Below are 17253 nucleotides of genomic sequence, written 5' to 3' on the forward strand. Positions count from 1 at the left end.
CGGCCCTACGGAGACAGCCGAACGATCCCGCCTGCTGCGCGCCGCGATGCGGCACGCCGGCGGCGTTGCCAGCGCTCGCCAGGCGCCCAGCCTGCCTTCGCGCTGGCGCCTTGCCGGCGCACTCGCCTCGCGACGCTCGCGACGGCGCGATCGTTCAGCTGCCTCCTAGCCGGGTAGCTGCTCTCGCTTTCCCGGCTCCCGTACGCGAGCTGGAAGTTCACTTTCGTGTCTGTACAGACCCACCACACCTCTGCCCACCTGCGCGCCGAGGACATCTCCGTCACCCGCGGCGGTCGCCCCGTCCTGCGCGGCGTCTCCCTGACCGTCTCTGCTGCCAACCGGTCCCGGTTGGCCATCGTCGGCGAGAACGGCCGGGGCAAGACCACGCTGCTCCACGTCCTCGCCGGACTGCTCGAACCCGACTCCGGCCGGGTTCAGCGGCACGGCAGCCTCGGTGTCGCGCAGCAGGCTCTGGACGTACGTCCTGGGGACACCGTCGGCACCCTCACCTCCGCCGCGCTGGCCGAGTCGCACTCCGCGCTCCGCGCACTCGATGACGCTGCCGCAGCCTTGTCGGACGACCCGTCGGACTCCGGCGGGACGTACGCCGCCGCGCTGGAGCGCGCGACCACGCTGGACGCCTGGGACGCCGATCGGCGGGTCCAGATCGCTCTGGAGGCGCTCGGCGCGTGCACCGATCACGGACGAGAGCTGGCGACGCTGTCGGTCGGCCAGCGCTACCGGGTGCGGCTCGCCTGTCTGCTCGGGGCACACCACGACCTCCTCGTGCTCGACGAGCCGACCAACCATCTGGACGCGTCGGGGCTGGCGTTCCTCACCGAGCGGGTCCGGGCTCATGCCGGCGGTGTCGTGCTCGTCTCTCACGACCGCGCGCTGCTGCGGGAGGTCGGTGAGGAGTTCCTCGACCTGGACCCGAGTGAGGACGGTAGGCCGCGGACGTACGCCGGTGATTACCAGGGCTGGCAGGAGGGTCGGCGCCGCGACCGGGAGCGCTGGGAGCAGGACTACGCGGCCCAGCAGGAGGAGCACCGGCGACTGCAGGACTCGGTCTCGGCCGCGCGGGACCGGCTGAGCACCGGCTGGCGGCCGCCGAAGGGCACCGGCAAGCATCAGCGACAGACCCGTGCCCCCGGTCTGGTGCGTTCCTTCAACCGTGACCTCGCGGCGCTCGAGGCGCACCGCATCTCCGTGCCTGAGCCGCCGATGTCGCTGCGGTTCCCGGAGCTCTCCTCACCTGCCGGCAGCACGCTGCTGCGCTGTGGAGGCGTACGCATGCCCGGTCGGCTGTCCGGACCCGTCTCGTTCGCCCTCGACGGTGGCGAGCGGCTCGTCGTCACCGGTCCGAACGGGGCGGGCAAGTCGACGTTGCTGCAGGTGCTGGGCGGCGGGCTCGCTCCGTCGGCTGGGTCGGTATGGGTCTCGCCGGGGGTGCGGGTCGCACTCGTCGGTCAGGAGGAGCCCGAGTGGGCGCCGGGTCTGACGGCGGCGGAGGTCTATGCGCAGCACTGTGGTCGGCTGGTCGCCGCCGGGGTGGTGCCGGAGCGGGCGATCCCGTCGCTCCGGTCGACCGGACTGGTGGACGCCGAGGCGCGGCGTACGCCTGCTTCGCGGCTCTCCCAAGGGCAGCAGCGGCGGCTCGAGCTGGCGCTGCGGCTGGCCTCGCTCCCGCAGCTGCTGATCCTGGACGAGCCGACCAACCATCTCTCGGCCGGGCTGGTCGACGAGCTGACGGCCGCGCTGCGGGCGACGCCGGCGGCGGTCGTGGTGGCCACGCACGATCGGCAGATGCTGGATGATCTGGCCGACTGGCCTCGGCTGCCGTTGGGTCACGTTGTCGGAGGTGCCTGATAGACCTGTGACCATGACAGATCCGGCTGGTGACGTACGTGCTCGTGCTGAGGCGCATCTGCGGGCCCTCGTGGGCCGGGATGACGCCACGCTGCGTGAGGACCAGTGGTCGGCGATCTCGGCGCTCGCCGTCGAGCGTCGCCGGGCGCTGGTCGTGCAGAAGACCGGTTGGGGGAAGTCGGCGGTCTACTTCGTGGCGACGCTGCTGCTGCGTGAGGCCGGTCTCGGGCCGACCGTGATCGTCTCGCCGCTGCTCGCGCTGATGCGCAACCAGATCGCGGCGGCGCAGCGGGCTGGGATCCGGGCGGTGACGATCAACTCGACCAACCCCGAGGACTGGGTCTCGATCGAGGAGGCCATCCACGCCGGTGAGGTGGATGTCCTGCTGGTCTCCCCCGAGCGGCTCAACAACCCGAAGTTCCGCGACGCGGTGCTGCCCCGGCTGGCCGCCGAGTGTGGCCTGCTGGTGGTCGACGAGGCCCACTGCATCTCCGACTGGGGGCACGACTTCCGGCCCGACTACCGCCGGATCCGCACGCTGCTGGCCGACCTCCCCGACGGGATCCCGGTGCTCGCCACGACCGCGACGGCCAACTCTCGGGTGACCTCGGATGTCGCCGAGCAGATGGGTTCGGGGGTACTCGTGCTTCGAGGGTCGCTCGACCGGGAGTCGCTGCGGCTCGGGGTGGTCACGTTGAAGACTCCTGAGCAGCGGCTGGCCTGGCTCTCCGACCATCTCTCCGAGCAACCCGGCTCGGGCATCGTCTACTGCCTGACGGTGGCCGCGACCGAGGAGATCGCCGACTATCTGCGCTCGCGCGGTCACGACGTGGCCGCCTACTCCGGGCGAACGGAGGCGGCCGAGAGGGCCGAACTGGAGGAGTCGCTGGCAGCCGGGAAGATCAAGGCGCTGGTGGCGACCTCGGCGCTCGGGATGGGCTTCGACGCGACGCTCGGGTTCGTGGTCAACATGGGCGCGCCCTCCTCGCCGGTCTCCTACTACCAGCAGGTCGGCCGTGCTGGGCGAGGCACCTCCGACGCCTCCGTCGTGCTGCTCCCGGGCATCGAGGACCGCGACATCTGGGCCTACTTCGCCTCGCTGGCGTTCCCGCGCGAGGAGCAGGTGCGCCAGACACTGGGGGTCCTGTCGGAGGCCGGCCGAGCCCTGTCGACACAGGCGTTGGAGACGTACGTCGACCTGTCGCGGTCACGTCTGGAGCAGATGCTCAAGGTGCTCGACGTCGACGGCGCCGCGCGCCGGGTCGGTGGTGGCTGGGAGGCGACCGGTGTCCCGTGGGACTACGACGCGGAGCGGTACGCCCGGGTCGCCGAGGCCCGGCGCCGCGAGCAGGACGCGATGCTCGCCTACATCTCGACCGACCAGTGCCGGATGCGGTTTCTGCGCGAGCAGCTCGACGACCCCGGTGCGGTCGACTGCGGCCGGTGCGACAACTGCGGCGGCTTCGCGGTGACGTCGTCGGTCTCCGAAGGTGCGGTCGAGGAGGCCTCGGCGCGGCTGTCGCGTCCCGGAGTCGTCGTGGAGCCGAAGAAGATGTGGCCCACCGGCCTCGACCGGCTCGGCATCTCGCTCAAGGGCAAGATCAAGGACGGGCCCCTGGAAGGGCGCGCGGTCGCGCGGTTGACCGACCTCGGCTACGGCCAGGCGCTGCGCGACCTCTTCCGCGAACCGGCACAGGACGGCCCGGTCCCGGTCCCGCTGGTGAAGGCGGTCGTCGAGGTCCTGGGCGACTGGCGTCCTCGGGTCGGCGGCATCGTCTACGTCGAGTCGATGACCCGCCCCACCCTGACCCGAGACTTCGCCGAAGGCCTCTCGCGCTATCTGCGCGTCCCCGTCCTCGGCTCGTGGGCCATCGTCGACCCCGACGTCGGCCCCGGCCAGGGCGCCTCCAACTCCGCCCAGCGCGTCGCCGCCATCGGCCGCCGCTTCTCGCTCCACGCCGATGTCCCGCCCGGTGCTGACGTACTCCTCATCGACGACCGCATCGCGACCGGCTGGACCGTCACCCTTGCCGCCCGAGCCCTCCTCGACGCCGGTGCAGGCTCGGTGAGCCCGTTGGTGCTGGCGACGACGACGTAGGTGCGTGGGTCTGTTCCGAAGGAACGCCCCCGTCAGACCGCCGGCCGGACGATGCCGTGGTCGTACGCGAAGACGATGGCGGCGGCGCGGTCGCGGAGATCGAGCTTGGCGAAGATGCGGCCGATGTGGGACTTGACGGTGAGCTCGGAGATGACGAGCCGTTCGGCGATCTCGGAGTTGGTCCAGCCGGAGGCGAGGCCGCGGAGGACCTCGAGCTCGCGGTCGGTGAGCTCGGAGACCTCGACGGCGCTGGACGCCGGTGCGACGGCGGAGCGGTAGGTGGCCAGGACGCGGCCGGTGATGGCGGGGTCGAGCCAGGCGTCGCCGAGTGCGACGGAGCGTACGGCCATGACCAGCTCCTCGGCGGGCGAGTCCTTGAGGATGAAGCCGGCGGCACCGGCACGGAGGGCGCCGGAGACGAGCTCGTCCTCGTCGAACGTGGTCAGCACCAGTACCGGCGGCGCCGACGGCAGCGCCCGCACCAGACCGGTGGCGGTGATCCCGTCGACCTGCCGCATCCGGAGATCCATGACCACGACATCGGCCGGGTTGGCCTCGAGGGCCGCGACCACCTCCGAGCCGTCGCCGCACTCGGCGACGATCTCCAGCCCGTCGCGCCGCCGCAGGATGCGGCGCAGGCCGCTGCGTACGAGCTCCTGGTCGTCGACCACGATCACCCGGATCGGCGCTGAGCCGTTGACGGCCGTCATGCGAGCGCCTTGCGTACGAGACAGTGCGATGGGATCACCAGGTCAACCTTCCACATCGACTCCTCGGCACCTGCCGACAACCGGCCGCGGAGCTGCTCGGCGCGGGCGGCCATGCCGACCAGCCCGGACCCCTCGCCGACCCCGCGACGGGTGCCGACGAGCGGGTTCTGCACGGAGAGACGTACGCCGTCGGCGACCGCCAACGAGACCGAGACCGGCGCGCCGGGAGCGTGCCGGATGGCGTTGGCGAGCGACTCCTGCAGGATCCGGTAGATGCCCAGCCCGACCCCTGCATCGATGCGGGAGAGGTCGCCGGACGACGAGAACGTGATCGCCTGGCCCGCGTTGCGGCTTTCCTCCACGAGCCGGACCACGTCCGCGGCGCCGGGGAGCGGCGCGGTGCCGGCGCCGGCGGTGGAGAGCGCCCCGATCGACAGTCCCCCAATCGTACGGCGGATCTCGGCCATCGCCCGGCGCCCGATTGCCTCCGCCTCGGTGAGCGCGGACACCGCCTCGTCCGGCTCGTCGCCCTCGGCGACGGAGCGCCGTGCCGCGGTCAGGTGCAGCAGGGTGATCGAGAGCGAGTGCCCCACCAGGTCGTGGATCTCGCGGGCGATCCGGATGCGCTCGGCCTCGGTCGCTCGCGCGTGCTCCTGCGACCGCGCCTGCCGTTCGGCCCGCAGCGCCCGCATCTGGGCGAGGATCAGCAGCCCGAGGATCCAGCCGACGAAGAGCAGCAGGAAGTGGACCCCTACGCCGCTGGGCGTGTCCGAGGCGAAGACCCCCATCACCACGGCCGACGCGATCGCGTAGAGCGTCCCGGTCCGGAAGCCTTCGCGGACGACCATCTCGAGAGTCAGCGGGACCAGCACCGCCGGGGCGAAGTCGTGCTGTGGCCAGAACGCGGAGGCGGGCTGCGACATCAGCCAGGCCGACCCGGCCAGGGTGGGCACGAGGTCGACGGCCCACATGTGGTTCTTGAGCCACTCACCGGTGTTCGGGATGAAGAAGATGCTCAGCGACGGGACGACGATGACCAGGCCCGCGACGACCATGTCGACGGCGGCCTCGCGCTGGAGCACCGCCACGGTGACCATCGCGACAAGGCCGAAGGCCGACAGCAGCGGCGCCCACCAGGGGATGTCGAGGCCCTTGCTGCGGCAGCGCCGTTCCAGGAAGTCACGCACATCGCGAGCCGAGTCCTGGACACTCATGCCGTTCAGTCTAGAAACGCGTGACTCGCGTCGCATCCGACCACGGCAGGCGGCCGCTCTCCTACCACGGTAGGAACGCAGGTGCCTGCCAGCGGCCGATGCGCCGAGGTGCGGCCGATCCGTAGCGTCGAACCATCGCGACGATGACGGAGACGGTGAGGACCATGACGTGGAACCAGACCCATGAGCGCTACCGGCTGCTGAACGAGGCGGAGGCAGAGCTGCGATCCGGCTTTGCCCGCCGCCTGCCGTGGTCACCGGCCTATGCCGACGCCTTCGGCACCCCGGAACGTCTGGCTCAGGCCCTCCGGCACCGGTGGCGGATCCGGTTCCAGGCGCAGCTCGACCCGACGCTGTCGCAGGAGGAGTACGAGGCGACCTTCGCCGACCTGCTGGCCGACCTGGCCCCGCTGATGGGCCGGATCGGCACCCACGAGTTCCGCGAGGAGCTGGCCGATGCCTCTGCCTGAGCTGTCACCGATCGATGGGGCTCGGTCGTACGCCCGGTGGGCCCTGTCCCAGGGCATCAACCGTGCGGTGCTGAGCTTCGCGTCCCGGCGCGGCGACCCGCTCGCCGAGCTGATGTGGTCGCGGGACGTGCCGGGCTACGACCGTCTGCGAGCGCGTGGCCCGATCCACATCAACCCGTTCATGGCCGGCACGGTGTCGTACGCCGCCGCCAACGAGATCCTGCGCAGCAGCGACTTCGGCGTCGGTGACGGCCAGGGCGAGCTGCCGGTGCCGCTGCGGTGGCTGCTCGGCAAGGTGAGCGCGCCCGACGCCCTGGGTCCGGTCGACCCGCCGTCTATGCTCGCCGTCGACCCACCGCTGCACACCCGTTACCGCAAGCACGTCTCGAAGGCGTTCACCGCGCGCCGGATCAGCTCGATGGCCGAGATGGTCACCGCGGTCGCCGGCGACCTGCTCGACGAGATCGACCCGCGCGAGGGGCCGGTTGACCTCATCGAGGAGTACGCCGCGAAGCTCCCGATCGCCGTGATCGCCGAGCTGTTGGGGGTGCCCGCCGCGGACCGTGCCGACATCCTCCGTTGGGGCGACCAGGCCGCCGCCATCCTCGATCCGGGGTTGTCATGGCGCGACTATGCCCAGGTCGAGACCGCGATGAGGTCTTTGCACCACTGGTTCGAGGACCACGTACGCCGCCTCCGCTCCGACCCCGGCGACGACCTCCTCAGCTCCCTGGTGATCGCCGGCGACCTCGACGACATCGAGCTCCACGCCCTCGGGTTGTTGTTGCTCGCGGCCGGTTTCGAGACCACCGTCAACCTGCTCGGCAACGCCGTGGCTGCCTTGGACGCCCATCGGTCCCAGCGTGCTCTCCTCCTCGACGATCCATCTCGCGTCGACGGTGTCGTCGAGGAGACCCTGCGCTGGGACCCGCCCGTCATGGCTACCGTCCGCGAGGCCTACGCGGCGACTCGAGTCGGTGGCGTGGAGGTCGCCAGAGGTACTGCTGTCGCTGTCGTCCTCGGCGGCGCCAACCGCGACCCGTCGGTGTTCGAGGACCCCGACACGTACGACATCACCCGCCCCAACGCCGACCAGCACCTCTCCTTCTCCGCCGGCGCCCACTTCTGCCTCGGCGCCAGCCTCGCCCGCCTCGAGACCCGCGTGGGCCTCCGCCTGCTGTACGAGCGCTTCCCTGGCCTGCACGTCACAGGCGACCCCGTACGCCGCCCCACCCGCATCCTCCGCGGCTACGCATCCCTCCCCGTCGCACTGTGAGCCGTGGTGTACTACTCCTACTGAGGCACCCGCCGGGGGTGCGTACGGAAGCCTCGGGAGGGCGGACCATGGGTAACGGCGACGAGCTCACCGTTGACTACGACAACCTGAACAAGGTCCATCGGGACCTCGAGGAGCAGAAAAGCCTGGTTCAGAGCCTCGACCTCGGGCGGGCCCCGGCAGCGAGCGCATTCGGTGGTTCAGCCAAGGGTGAGTGGCTCGCCAACGCGGTGATCAAGGGTCACGCGAACATCGGCAAGGCGAAGAAAGAGACAGTTGAGGGGCTGGAGAAGTACGCCAGCGCCGTCGACGACGCCATTCATGACATCGCTGCGACCGACGAGGGCGCAGCCATCGTCGCCAAGAAGATGGCTGATGCCCTCGCCGTGATGAGCAACCCGCTCGTGATCTTCAGCCGTAAGCTCCCGATGCCCTTCTGAGGCACCTTCGGGGGTCAGAGGACTTTGTAGGTCGGCATGATCTGAGCGATCAGCGCCTCGGCGCCCTTGCGGTCGATGTCGGTCTGGTTGAAGTTCCACGTGATAGTCACCCGATCGCCACCGTCGGGTGTGACAGTCCCGTAGTGGTCCTGCCAAAAGCCTTCGCCCTCGCCTTGGAAGTGATAGAAGACGGACCCGTTGATCGTCTCGTTGGGAAGTCGTTTGAGGTTCTGAACGTCGTCGGCGAGTGTGTTCTCGCTGAGCTTGGCCCACTCTTCGACGGCGCTCTCACCCTCGCCACCGCCAGCGTTTGGACCTGCCTGAATGTTGCCTGACCCAGGAGAGAGGCCGATGGAATCCTTTGGTGCTTGCATCGTCTGCTGCTGGTCGGCTACTGAATTCAGGGTCCAGTCAGGCGGAACCTGCAACTGGGCTGGGCCTGCAGATGCCACCTGCCAGTCCGACGGGACTTCCGAAGTCCCCGCGCTGGGGTTCGGTGATGAGGGTGTACCAGTGGCCGCAGTTTCCGTCGGTTCAGCCTCTGGTTCGTCCGAGCCACAACCTGCCATGGTCAACGCCAGGCATGCTGCTAGGGCGCCGAGTTTGATCGTCCGAGCCGTCCTCATGTGTCGGAACTTTAGAGCAGTTCCGACACAGTGGTGACCTGGGAGCTGTCGTGTTGTCTAATCTTGCGTGGCGGGGGTCAATCGGTCCCTATCACCAGTTCCTCGGGGAGGATCGAGATGACAGTACGCGGACCTTGGATGCGACGGCTAGGTGACTACGTCAAGACCGCAGACCCAAGTGCGATTGACCTTCTCATCACCAAATGGCAGGCGAGCGAGAGACTGTTCCGAGACGCAGGTGAGGCGTTGCAGCGCAGCGGGAAGGCCGCAGAGGACGGGTTCTCGGCGGCGTCGATGTCAGGACCGGCGGCCCGTCGCAGCATGGAGTCGTCCGGCAAAGAGACGGCCGACAAGAGCGACGTGATCAAGGCGGCTGTCACAGCGCTCCAGGACGTACGAGGCAGGATCACCACCGCGATGCGTGAACACGCCAGACTCGAGTCGACGCTACCCGCGACCCACGGTGCCGCGCCGGACGCTTCCGACCCGAGGTACGCCCAGAGCGGTACGGGCGTCGACGCTGCTCAGGCAACACAGAACCAGAAGGCGCTCCAGGCCGATCGCGCTGCTCACGCAGCCCGGGAGGCTGCAATCGCCGAGGCTGAGCGGATCGCTGCTCAACACGTACAGGACGTAGACAACTCGATCGATGAGGCCGAGCCGAAGGTCAGGGCGCTCTACGACGACGGCAGCAATTCTGATCCGGTCCCTGCTGGTAGCTCGGGCTCGCCCGGGTCGGCGAGCCAGGTAGCGGCCGCAGAAGCGCGCATTGCGAAGTACAACTCCGGCACGCTCTACCCCGACGGCTGGGGCCACGAGCTGATCGCGCAGGAGAAGGCGAACATCGAGGCGCACAAGGCCGAGAACAAGCCCGAGTGGAACGGCACCGAGTGGATCAACGCCGACGGCACCCCCGCTCCCGCAACCTCGTACGCGATGGTCGAGACCGCTGACGGCCTCGCACCGCTCGCTGGCGGCGCAGGTGGGATGTCCGCCCTCGCGATCGCCGGGGGCGGAGCTCTGCTCGGTGCAGGCGTGGCCAAGGCGATCGCCAGCAAGCTCTCCGCCAGTGCGTCCGCGAAGGCCGCAACCGCCGGCGCTGCATCGAGGTCAGCCGCTGCCCGGTCCGCGGCCGCCAGGGCCGGCACCCCCGGCGCCCGCGCGGGAGGTGGTGGTGCTGGTGCAGGTGCTCGTGGTGCTGGTGCGCGTGGCGCAGGAGCCGGCGCGCGCGGCACTGGTGCCGGCGGGCGTGGCGCCGGCCGGGGCGGTGCTGGCGGCCGCGCCGGAGCCGGTGCAGCCGGTGGCCGTGGTGCCAAGAAGCGGGACCAGAACGGCAGCCAGAACCAAGAGTGGGAAGCCGACTACACCGACGACTGGACCGAGACCGCAAGCGACGTCTTGGACCCCAACGCCTCCCGCGGCTGGACCCCCAACGCGACGGACAACGAGGCTCGCTGAGGTTGTGGCCAGCCGCGGTCTAACCCGCGGAAACGCGTACGAAATGACGCGTCGCCTGACAGGAAGTCTCCCTGTCAGGTATAACAAATGACGTTCAGTCCCTACTCGGAGGATGGCATCATGGGGCTTGATCCGGAGGGTCAAGAGCGACTGCTGTCGTTGCAAGACAGCCAAGGCGACACATACTTTCAAGATGTCCCACCGCAAGAGGGGAAGGACCCGGATAACAGAGTCAGTGTGACTCTCGACGCGGCGGTTCGTTTCACCGGGATCCGCATCGATGACTTCGCAAGCATTCGGGTCTCCAGTGGGACGTTCGCGGACGCGTTTCGACAGGCATATCTGGCCGCGGACGGGATGCGAGCCCTTCGCTCAACTGAGGTGAGCGGCCGCCACGACGAGTTGGTTTCGCGAGCGGAGGCAATTCGGAGCGGATCGTTCCGTTGGCCGGAAACTCGTCGCTTCGTCGGCCCGTCATCCGGTGGAAGCCGGTCTCCGGTCATACATCAGCGAACCCGTCCCGTGCGGAAGACCGGACGATCGTCGAACGGTTACCTATCCGTTGAACTCCCAGGCGGACGATTCGGATCGATGCAGGTCGAGACCGATGAGGTCTGGTTGCACTCTGTGACGGGGCAGAAGGCAGAGAACGCGCTTCGCGAAGCCATCATCGATGCTGGGGAGTGGGCGCTATGAACATCAAGATGGATCCTGACCGCCTCATTGAGGCTGCCTGGGAGTTCGAGTACCTGGAAGAGACCCTCGCAGACGCCAGGCGTGAGGTCCGCTCAGGAATGGGTAAAGGCGGATCCTTCGGCGTCCTGCTCACGGCGTCCGGCACCCACCACGATGCGTTCATGGAACAGATGAACTCAGCTCTTACGACGGGTATCGAGGCGGCACGTGAATACCGCGCCACGCTCACGGCGATCGCCCGGGATCACGGCGCCACCGATGAGAGCATCCGCACCATCTTCCGTGACCTAGAGAAGAACATCGCCCCGGAGCGTGCCCAATGACCGCCGCACCGATGGATTACGACGAGTTCTGGGACATGATCAAAAGCGCGATGAACGAGTTCCAGAACAACATGAACTCCGCCATCAACGAGGTCCAGCGGCAGTTCAACGAGCGAGTCAATGCGATCCCGGCGTGGGAGTGGGGCCTCAAACCGTGGCTGGTGGTGACCGTCAACCGCGGCGTTGACGCCCTCCAGGACAAGGCCAATGAGCTCTGGGACTCGTTTGAGGAGAACGCCCCGAAGATCTGGGAGCAGGTCAACGCTGTTCAGGGAGATCCAGTCACCCTGACCCTGCTCTCGAACACATACCTGAACGCAACCCGAGTGCTCTCAGACATCGGCGAGTCCTACCTTCCCGATGCCATCGGTCGGGTTCAGGATGCGTGGAGCGAAGGTGAAGGACCGGCCGCCTTCGGACGTCAAGCGCCGAAGCAGTCGGCGGCTGCTCTTGGGGCCTCCGCTGGGCTGATGCAAGCCTCGACTGCATGTGGTGAGGCGTCTGGGACGATCGTCTCGTCCTGGCTGGACATCCACAGTGCGTTGCTGTCGTACGCACGGAGCATCATTGACGCAATCAAGGATGGCACCGATGTAGGGCAGATCATCACCTTAGACGTTGGCCCCGCGCTCAAGGTTGTTCTGGACGCCGTGGCAAGCGTCGTGGAGCTGGCAAACACCCTTATTCGATACGTAGCTGACGACGCTACGGCCGGTGCGACCAAGTGGAAGTCACTCGAGTCTGGATCGGAACTCGGCGGACTCATGGCTGGCAACACCTGGCCGACGATCTCCGGGCTGGACGGCCGAGATCTCACGAACGGATCGAAGTGGTAGCTCCCAATCGAATCAGGTCGCGCGGCGTCCGATCCGCCAGGTCGTTCATGTGTCTCGTGAGCCTGGCGGTTGGGGTGGGATTGCTTGCGGCATGCGGCGAGGACCCGGACACCAACCCGTCTGCCGGACATTCCGCAGCTGCTGTTGAAGGCGACTTGTGTGCCGTTACTGAAGCAGCGGCAAAGTCATCGAACCCTGGGCCGTGGACTCTCCGGGCTCCCACGCCGTCGGAGAACAAGTCCTCGTACCTGGTTCGGACGGGCTGCACTCTCGTCGCTGAGACACCAGACGGCCTGCTGAACATCAAGACAGAGGTGTCGTCATTCGGTGCTGCCGACGCTAAGGGCGCCTCAGATGCCGCCGAGGATGCCGGTGCGGACCGATGCGCAGCAGTGGGACAGTCCGGAGGAGAATCGTCATGCCGCGTAGCTGAGACAGATCCGGGGCCGCTGATCCGGGTGATCCAGCACGAGACCGGATCGACGATGGTGACGGATGTGACCGTGTGGGCAGTGTCGCCGGCCAACCGCGACGACGTCACCGAAGTCATCGAGACCCTCGGTCCCGAACTCTCCAAGTTTGTCAAGGAATGACGTCGCTGCCTGTCGACCGTCCGACTCGCACCCGGACCTGGCGTACTCGCTCCCGCCACTGGTCATGGTGCACTTCATCGTGGCGTCGACCTTGCCCATGAGGTCACCGGGGCAGTCGATCTTGTCGGGTTTCGTGCCCGTCTGTTTCGTCAGCGACTCAAAGATCTGCCTCTCGACATTCTCCTCGTCCATGAACTTGTCAGCACCGACGGAGGCCGAGCAAGTCGTGCCGAGAAGGAGTGCCACGCCCGTGAATGCGCCCGAGATAGCGCGTTTGCTTGTCATGTGATCGTGTAACCACGATGGCGTTGGCTTGATTCAGATTCATCTGGATCGCGTGACTCCGCAGGCCTGATAGATATATGTCGGGTCGCCATGCTCAACGAGATCGCGGTCGCGGAGGATGGTGAGCGGGGCGCGGGTGGAGTCGGCGCAGACGTCGGCGAACGTGAGGTCGGCTTCGGCGAGCGAGTCGGGGTATTCGATCTGCAGCACGTGCAAGCCGTAGGCGTCGGTGTAGGCGGCACACTCGGCGTACGCGCCGCACTCCTCGACGACGGCGAAGTCGAAGCCGAGGTCGTCGTGGGCGACTCGGGCGGCTTCGGCGGCGTTCTTCTGGGCGATCGCCAGACCCAGGTCGTGGGCGGCGGTGACATATGCCGAGGCCAGGGCTAGGGCGCCGTCCTTCGAGATCGCGTCGAAGCGGGTCCAGGTGTCGAGGTTGTCGATCTCGACGGCGTCGAAGCCGTCGTCGGCGCAGCCTTCGATGATCGGGCCGACGACTTCGAGGATCGAGGCGCGAGCAGAGGCAGTGGAGGGGTCGAGGATGAGCTCGTCGGGCCAGTCGGGGTCGCGTACGGGATCGCCGGAGGCGTCGCGTAGGAGCGCGGACGGGCGATCGGACCAGTCGGCGCCGGGCTGGGTCTGGAAGCCGTTGACGTAGCAGACGTTGTAGGCGTTCTCGAGCGGAGCGGCGGTGGCGTCGCGTACGACCACGTCGAGAGGCGTGCCGTCGGTCAGCCGATCGGCAGGAGCGCCGAGCTGATAGTCGAAGACGCCCTCGGTCGGTGGGAGTGCGACCGCAGGGGAGCCGCAGCCTGTCAGGGCGAACAGGCCGAACAGAGCAGCGAGGGCCGGGCCGCCAGTGGCAGCCCGGCCCCGCATGAATGAGCGGATCAGTGGAGGACCGTCGGAGCGGCGGCTCCGTGCTCGGCCTTGCTCTTGGGCAGGAACCACGCCGGAATGAGCGTGACCAGCACCAGGATCGCGGCGATCACGAAGGTGGTCGAGAACGCCTCGGCCATCTCGGCCGGAATGGCCTTGAAGACCTCGGGCAGCTTGGCGGGGTCGAGACCCAGCGAAGCGGCAGCCTCACCGACCTTCTGCTGGTTGGCCGGGTCGGCCATGAACTTCTCCAGACCGCCGGCCGGGATCCCGAGCTTGTCGGCGAGGTCATCCGCTGCGGAGATCGACTCCTTGCCCGCCAGGGCGTTGGTGAGCAGCACCGAGAAGAGCGCGGTGCCGGCGGAGGCGGCGACCTGCTGGACGATGTTCACCAAGGTCGTACCTCGGGCGATGGTGTGCTCGCGCAGCGTCGCCTGGGCGGCGGCGAAGGTCGGCATCATCGTCGCGCCCATGCCGAGCCCCATGATGAACAGCGACAGGAGGAGGTACCAGTACGGCGTGGCCTCGTCGAGGCGCGAGAACATGAACATGCCCACCGCGATCGTGGTGAGACCGCTGAGGACGATCTTGCCCGGACCGGTGCGGTCCGCGAGCATGCCGGCGATCGGCATCGTGACCATCGCGCCCAGACCCTGCGGAGCCAGCAGCAGACCGGCGTGGAGGGCGTCCTCGCCGCGTACCTGCTGGTAGTAGAGCGGGAAGAGGAGCGAGGCGCCGAAGAACGCCATCGCGAAGATCGACAGGGTGATCACCGCGACGGTGAGTTCCTTGTTGCCGAAGAGGCGTACGTCGATCAGCGGGTGGTCGTTGCGGGACGACAGCGCCCACGGGATGAACGCGGCGATCAGCACCAGGCCCACGACCATGAAGGAGAGGACCTTGGTGTCCAGCAGGGTGCCGGCCTCTGGGATCGAGGAGACGCCGTAGAGGAACAGCGCCAGACCCGGGGAAAGCAGCACCATGCCGAGGAAGTCGAAGGACTGCGACGGCTCGACGTGGTCCTTGGGCAGCGCGCGCCAGGCGTAGACCAGGGCGACGACACCGATCGGGATGTTGATCAGGAAGATCCAGTGCCACGAGGCCGAGTCGATCAGCGCGCCACCGATGATGGGGCCGAGGATCGGGCCGAGAAGCATGGGCACACCCAGGATGGCCATCACGCGACCGACCCGCTCGGGGCCGGCGGCGCGGGTCAGGATCGTCATGCCGAGCGGCATCAGCATGCCGCCGCCGAGGCCCTGGAGCACGCGGAAGCCCACCAGCATCGGCAGCGTCGTGGCCAGCGCGCAGAGCGCCGAGCCGAGCGCGAAGAGCACGATCGCGGTCATGTAGAGGCGTTTGGTGCCGAACCGGTCGGCAGCCCAACCGGTCAGCGGGATCACCGTCGCCAGGGCGAGGGTGTAGCCCGTCATCGTCCAGGCGACCTCGGCAGAGGTGGCGTCGAACTCGCGCTGGAAGGTCTCCAGTGCGACGGAGACAACGGTGATGTCGAGGATCGACATGATCGATCCGAGCACGACGACGCCTGCGACGATGAGCACGCTCTTGTCGAGGTGGTCGTCGGGCGCCTTCTCAGGCTTGGCAGAAATGTCTGTCACGGGTTGACAGCCTACGTGTGGGTTGATAGGTCCCCTAGCCATTATTTACTTTTGACTAGTGACCTGGCTCACCCGCGTTCTCGCTGCGGCGAGCGGAGGCGAGCATGACGGTCTTGATCGCTCGGTAGACCGGGCGGATCAGCCATCCGGGCACCGTGCCATGGCGCTCCTCCTCCCAGACCCGCGCCCGCGGATGGGACTGCAGCAGCCGGTCGACGAGCGCCGGTGAGCCTGCCTGGGGCGCACCGGTGAGCACGTCGATGCGGCACACGTGCTTGATGTTGGCGTACCCGTACTGCGCCGGGTTGACCAGACGCAGCGGGGCGCCATGGTCGCCGTCGAGCGGCCGGCCACCGAGCCGATCGGCGAGCAGGACGTCGTCGGCCAGGAGATCCTCCAGCTCGGCCACGAAGTGTTCGCCGTCGAGGCCGCGTACGAGGACGTGTGTCACGACCGTGCCCGGCAGGAGGGCCGGTGCGACGTACCGCTGATAGACGGTGGTGAAGGCGACGCCTTCCCAGGCGAGGCCGGTCACCGACCAGCCCGCGACGCAGTGGAAGTCGGCGTGGAGCTCGCGACGATCCGTACCGACGAGCTCGTCCACGGCGATCTCGATCGGCGTCGTGAGCGCTCCGCCGAAGACGACTGTCTGATGTGCGGACACGGTCGGTGGGGGCTGGTCGGTACGTCGGCCGAAGCGTGGGAAGAAGTCGATCTGCCGCTGTCCGGGCGGGAGTGCTGCGGGCGATTGGGTGGTCTTGGTCATGTCAGCCACCGTGGCAGGGGTCCGGCGTGGCGCGCCTCAACCTTGGGGAGCGATCACCTCATCCTCGAGGATGAGAAACCGTCGGTGCCGGCGGCTGGTGACCCTCCGAGCCTTGTGCGGTGGGGCAAGATGGTTCATTATCAGGATTCCTGTTATTTCTACTTCGTAGACACGAGGCGACGTCATGCCCTTCAGCTCGAGAATCCAGGCCAGAGGCATCCAGCTGCTGCTCGGTCGCGTCATGGCGCGCGTCCACAAGGATCTGCGCTTCACCGACGTCCCGAAGCGCACGGAAGCCCTGCGGGTGGAGACCGGTGCCGGACCGGTCACGTGCACCGTCTACCGCCCGCCGGCCTCGGCTACGACCGCGGCGCTCGCGCCCGTGTACGTGAACTTCCACGGGGGCGGTTTCGTGGTTGGCCGCCCGGAGCAGGACGACCACATCTGCCGCTACATCGCCGCCACGGCCGGCTGTGTCGTGATCAATGTGGATTACGCGGTCGCGCCGCAGAGGCCGTACCCCGTACCCGTCACCCAGGCATACGACGTCACCGCCTGGATCGCCGACAACGGGCCGGCGAACAACTGGGACGGTTCACGGCTCGCCGTGGGCGGACACAGCGCCGGCGCCAACCTGACCGCCGCGGTCTGCCGCCTGGCCCGGGATCGCGGCACGTTCACGCCCCGCCTCCAGATCATCGACTCTGCCCCGCTCGACCAGGTCGCCGACCCTGCCACCAAGCAGTCCCTCATCGCCAAGCCTCTGCTCAGCCCTCAGCTCATGCGGATCTTCACCGACGCGTACGTCCCCGATCCGGTCGACCGCGTGCATCCCCTCGTCTCGCCGGGACTGGCCGACGACCTCGCCGGACTCCCTCCCGCCCTGGTCATCACCGCGGAGAACGACCGCCTGCGCGACGAGGGCGACGCCTACGCCAAGGCCCTGGAGGCCGCGGGCGTCACGGTCACCCATCGTGTCTTCGAGGGCGTCGACCACTACTTCACCCACACCGGCCCGGTGCCAGCGGCCAAAGAGGCCATCGAGCTGATGGTGACCACCCTGCGCACCGCACTCGGCGACTGACCCTGACGCTC

Annotated in this window: 16 protein-coding genes; 9 read left to right on the forward strand and 7 right to left on the reverse strand. The window is 68.1% G+C overall.

Going from position 1 to position 17253, the window contains the following annotated elements; genetic code table 11:
* Window positions 1-225 precede the first annotated feature (225 nt).
* Together ABTX24_RS11990 and ABTX24_RS11995 are read left to right on the forward strand one after the other, a co-directional pair.
* Entirely contained in the window at window positions 226-1869 is a 1644-nt protein-coding gene (locus tag ABTX24_RS11990; RefSeq protein ID WP_350839814.1) for an ABC-F family ATP-binding cassette domain-containing protein, read from the forward strand.
* Window positions 1870-1882: 13 nt separating this feature from the next.
* Window positions 1883-3967: a RecQ family ATP-dependent DNA helicase gene (locus ABTX24_RS11995; RefSeq protein WP_350717780.1), complete on the forward strand. Its 2085-nt coding sequence runs from the start codon at window positions 1883-1885 to the stop codon at window positions 3965-3967.
* A gap of 32 nt (window positions 3968-3999) precedes the next feature.
* Here ABTX24_RS11995 and ABTX24_RS12000 read toward each other — a convergent pair whose 3' ends face one another.
* Window positions 4000-4677: a response regulator transcription factor gene (locus tag ABTX24_RS12000; RefSeq protein ID WP_350839816.1), complete on the reverse strand. Its 678-nt coding sequence runs from the start codon at window positions 4675-4677 to the stop codon at window positions 4000-4002.
* Window positions 4674-5891: a sensor histidine kinase gene (locus tag ABTX24_RS12005; RefSeq protein ID WP_350839818.1), complete on the reverse strand. Its 1218-nt coding sequence runs from the start codon at window positions 5889-5891 to the stop codon at window positions 4674-4676. Before ABTX24_RS12005 ends, ABTX24_RS12000 begins: the two co-directional genes overlap by 4 nt.
* 164 nt (window positions 5892-6055) lie before the next feature.
* Between ABTX24_RS12005 and ABTX24_RS12010 the strand changes: the two genes are divergently transcribed.
* From ABTX24_RS12010 to ABTX24_RS12020, 3 genes are all read left to right on the forward strand, one after another.
* The gene (locus ABTX24_RS12010; protein WP_160025986.1) at window positions 6056-6361 is read left to right on the forward strand and encodes a hypothetical protein; all 306 of its coding nucleotides are present in this window, start codon (window positions 6056-6058) and stop codon (window positions 6359-6361) included.
* Complete coding sequence (locus tag ABTX24_RS12015) at window positions 6348-7637, forward strand: cytochrome P450 (RefSeq protein ID WP_350839820.1); 1290 nt, start codon at window positions 6348-6350, stop codon at window positions 7635-7637. The genes ABTX24_RS12010 and ABTX24_RS12015 overlap by 14 nt, the downstream gene beginning before the upstream one ends.
* 68 nt (window positions 7638-7705) lie before the next feature.
* Window positions 7706-8077 (forward strand): hypothetical protein, encoded by a 372-nt coding sequence (locus tag ABTX24_RS12020; RefSeq protein WP_350839822.1) that lies wholly within the window; start codon window positions 7706-7708, stop codon window positions 8075-8077.
* A gap of 14 nt (window positions 8078-8091) precedes the next feature.
* Here ABTX24_RS12020 and ABTX24_RS12025 read toward each other — a convergent pair whose 3' ends face one another.
* Complete coding sequence (locus tag ABTX24_RS12025; RefSeq protein ID WP_350839824.1) at window positions 8092-8529, reverse strand: hypothetical protein; 438 nt, start codon at window positions 8527-8529, stop codon at window positions 8092-8094.
* A 420-nt stretch (window positions 8530-8949) separates the two neighbouring features.
* Here ABTX24_RS12025 and ABTX24_RS12030 point away from each other — a divergent pair, with 420 nt between their 5' ends.
* From ABTX24_RS12030 to ABTX24_RS12040, 3 genes are all read left to right on the forward strand, one after another.
* Window positions 8950-10161 (forward strand): hypothetical protein, encoded by a 1212-nt coding sequence (locus ABTX24_RS12030; RefSeq protein ID WP_350839825.1) that lies wholly within the window; start codon window positions 8950-8952, stop codon window positions 10159-10161.
* 692 nt (window positions 10162-10853) lie between these two features.
* Window positions 10854-11180, forward strand: coding sequence for a hypothetical protein (locus ABTX24_RS12035; protein ID WP_350839827.1), 327 nt, complete (start codon window positions 10854-10856; stop codon window positions 11178-11180).
* A complete protein-coding gene (locus ABTX24_RS12040) occupies window positions 11177-12016 on the forward strand; it encodes a hypothetical protein (protein WP_350839829.1) in 840 nt (279 codons plus the stop codon). The genes ABTX24_RS12035 and ABTX24_RS12040 overlap by 4 nt, the downstream gene beginning before the upstream one ends.
* A 416-nt stretch (window positions 12017-12432) precedes the next feature.
* On the opposite strand, the gene ABTX24_RS12045 is transcribed toward ABTX24_RS12040, so the two are convergent.
* From ABTX24_RS12045 to ABTX24_RS12060, 4 genes are read right to left on the reverse strand one after another with little or no spacing between them, the layout of a single operon-like run.
* Window positions 12433-12894 carry a DUF4333 domain-containing protein gene (locus ABTX24_RS12045; protein ID WP_350839831.1) on the reverse strand — a complete coding sequence of 154 codons (462 nt, stop codon included), beginning with the start codon at window positions 12892-12894 and terminating at the stop codon, window positions 12433-12435.
* Window positions 12895-12933: 39 nt separating this feature from the next.
* Window positions 12934-13773: an endo alpha-1,4 polygalactosaminidase gene (locus ABTX24_RS12050; RefSeq protein ID WP_350839833.1), complete on the reverse strand. Its 840-nt coding sequence runs from the start codon at window positions 13771-13773 to the stop codon at window positions 12934-12936.
* A gap of 11 nt (window positions 13774-13784) precedes the next feature.
* Window positions 13785-15392 (reverse strand): DHA2 family efflux MFS transporter permease subunit, encoded by a 1608-nt coding sequence (locus ABTX24_RS12055; protein ID WP_350839834.1) that lies wholly within the window; start codon window positions 15390-15392, stop codon window positions 13785-13787.
* Window positions 15393-15447: 55 nt separating this feature from the next.
* On the reverse strand, window positions 15448-16158 hold the full coding sequence (locus ABTX24_RS12060; RefSeq protein ID WP_350839836.1) for a molybdopterin-dependent oxidoreductase: 711 nt from the start codon (window positions 16156-16158) through the stop codon (window positions 15448-15450).
* Between the two features lie 184 nt (window positions 16159-16342).
* On the opposite strand from ABTX24_RS12060, the gene ABTX24_RS12065 reads away from it, so the two are divergent.
* Window positions 16343-17242: an alpha/beta hydrolase gene (locus tag ABTX24_RS12065; RefSeq protein WP_350839838.1), complete on the forward strand. Its 900-nt coding sequence runs from the start codon at window positions 16343-16345 to the stop codon at window positions 17240-17242.
* The last annotated feature ends 11 nt before the right edge of the window (window positions 17243-17253 follow it).

The sequence above is a fragment of the Nocardioides sp. NPDC127514 genome, assembly GCF_040302125.1.
GTDB lineage: Bacteria > Actinomycetota > Actinomycetes > Propionibacteriales > Nocardioidaceae > Nocardioides.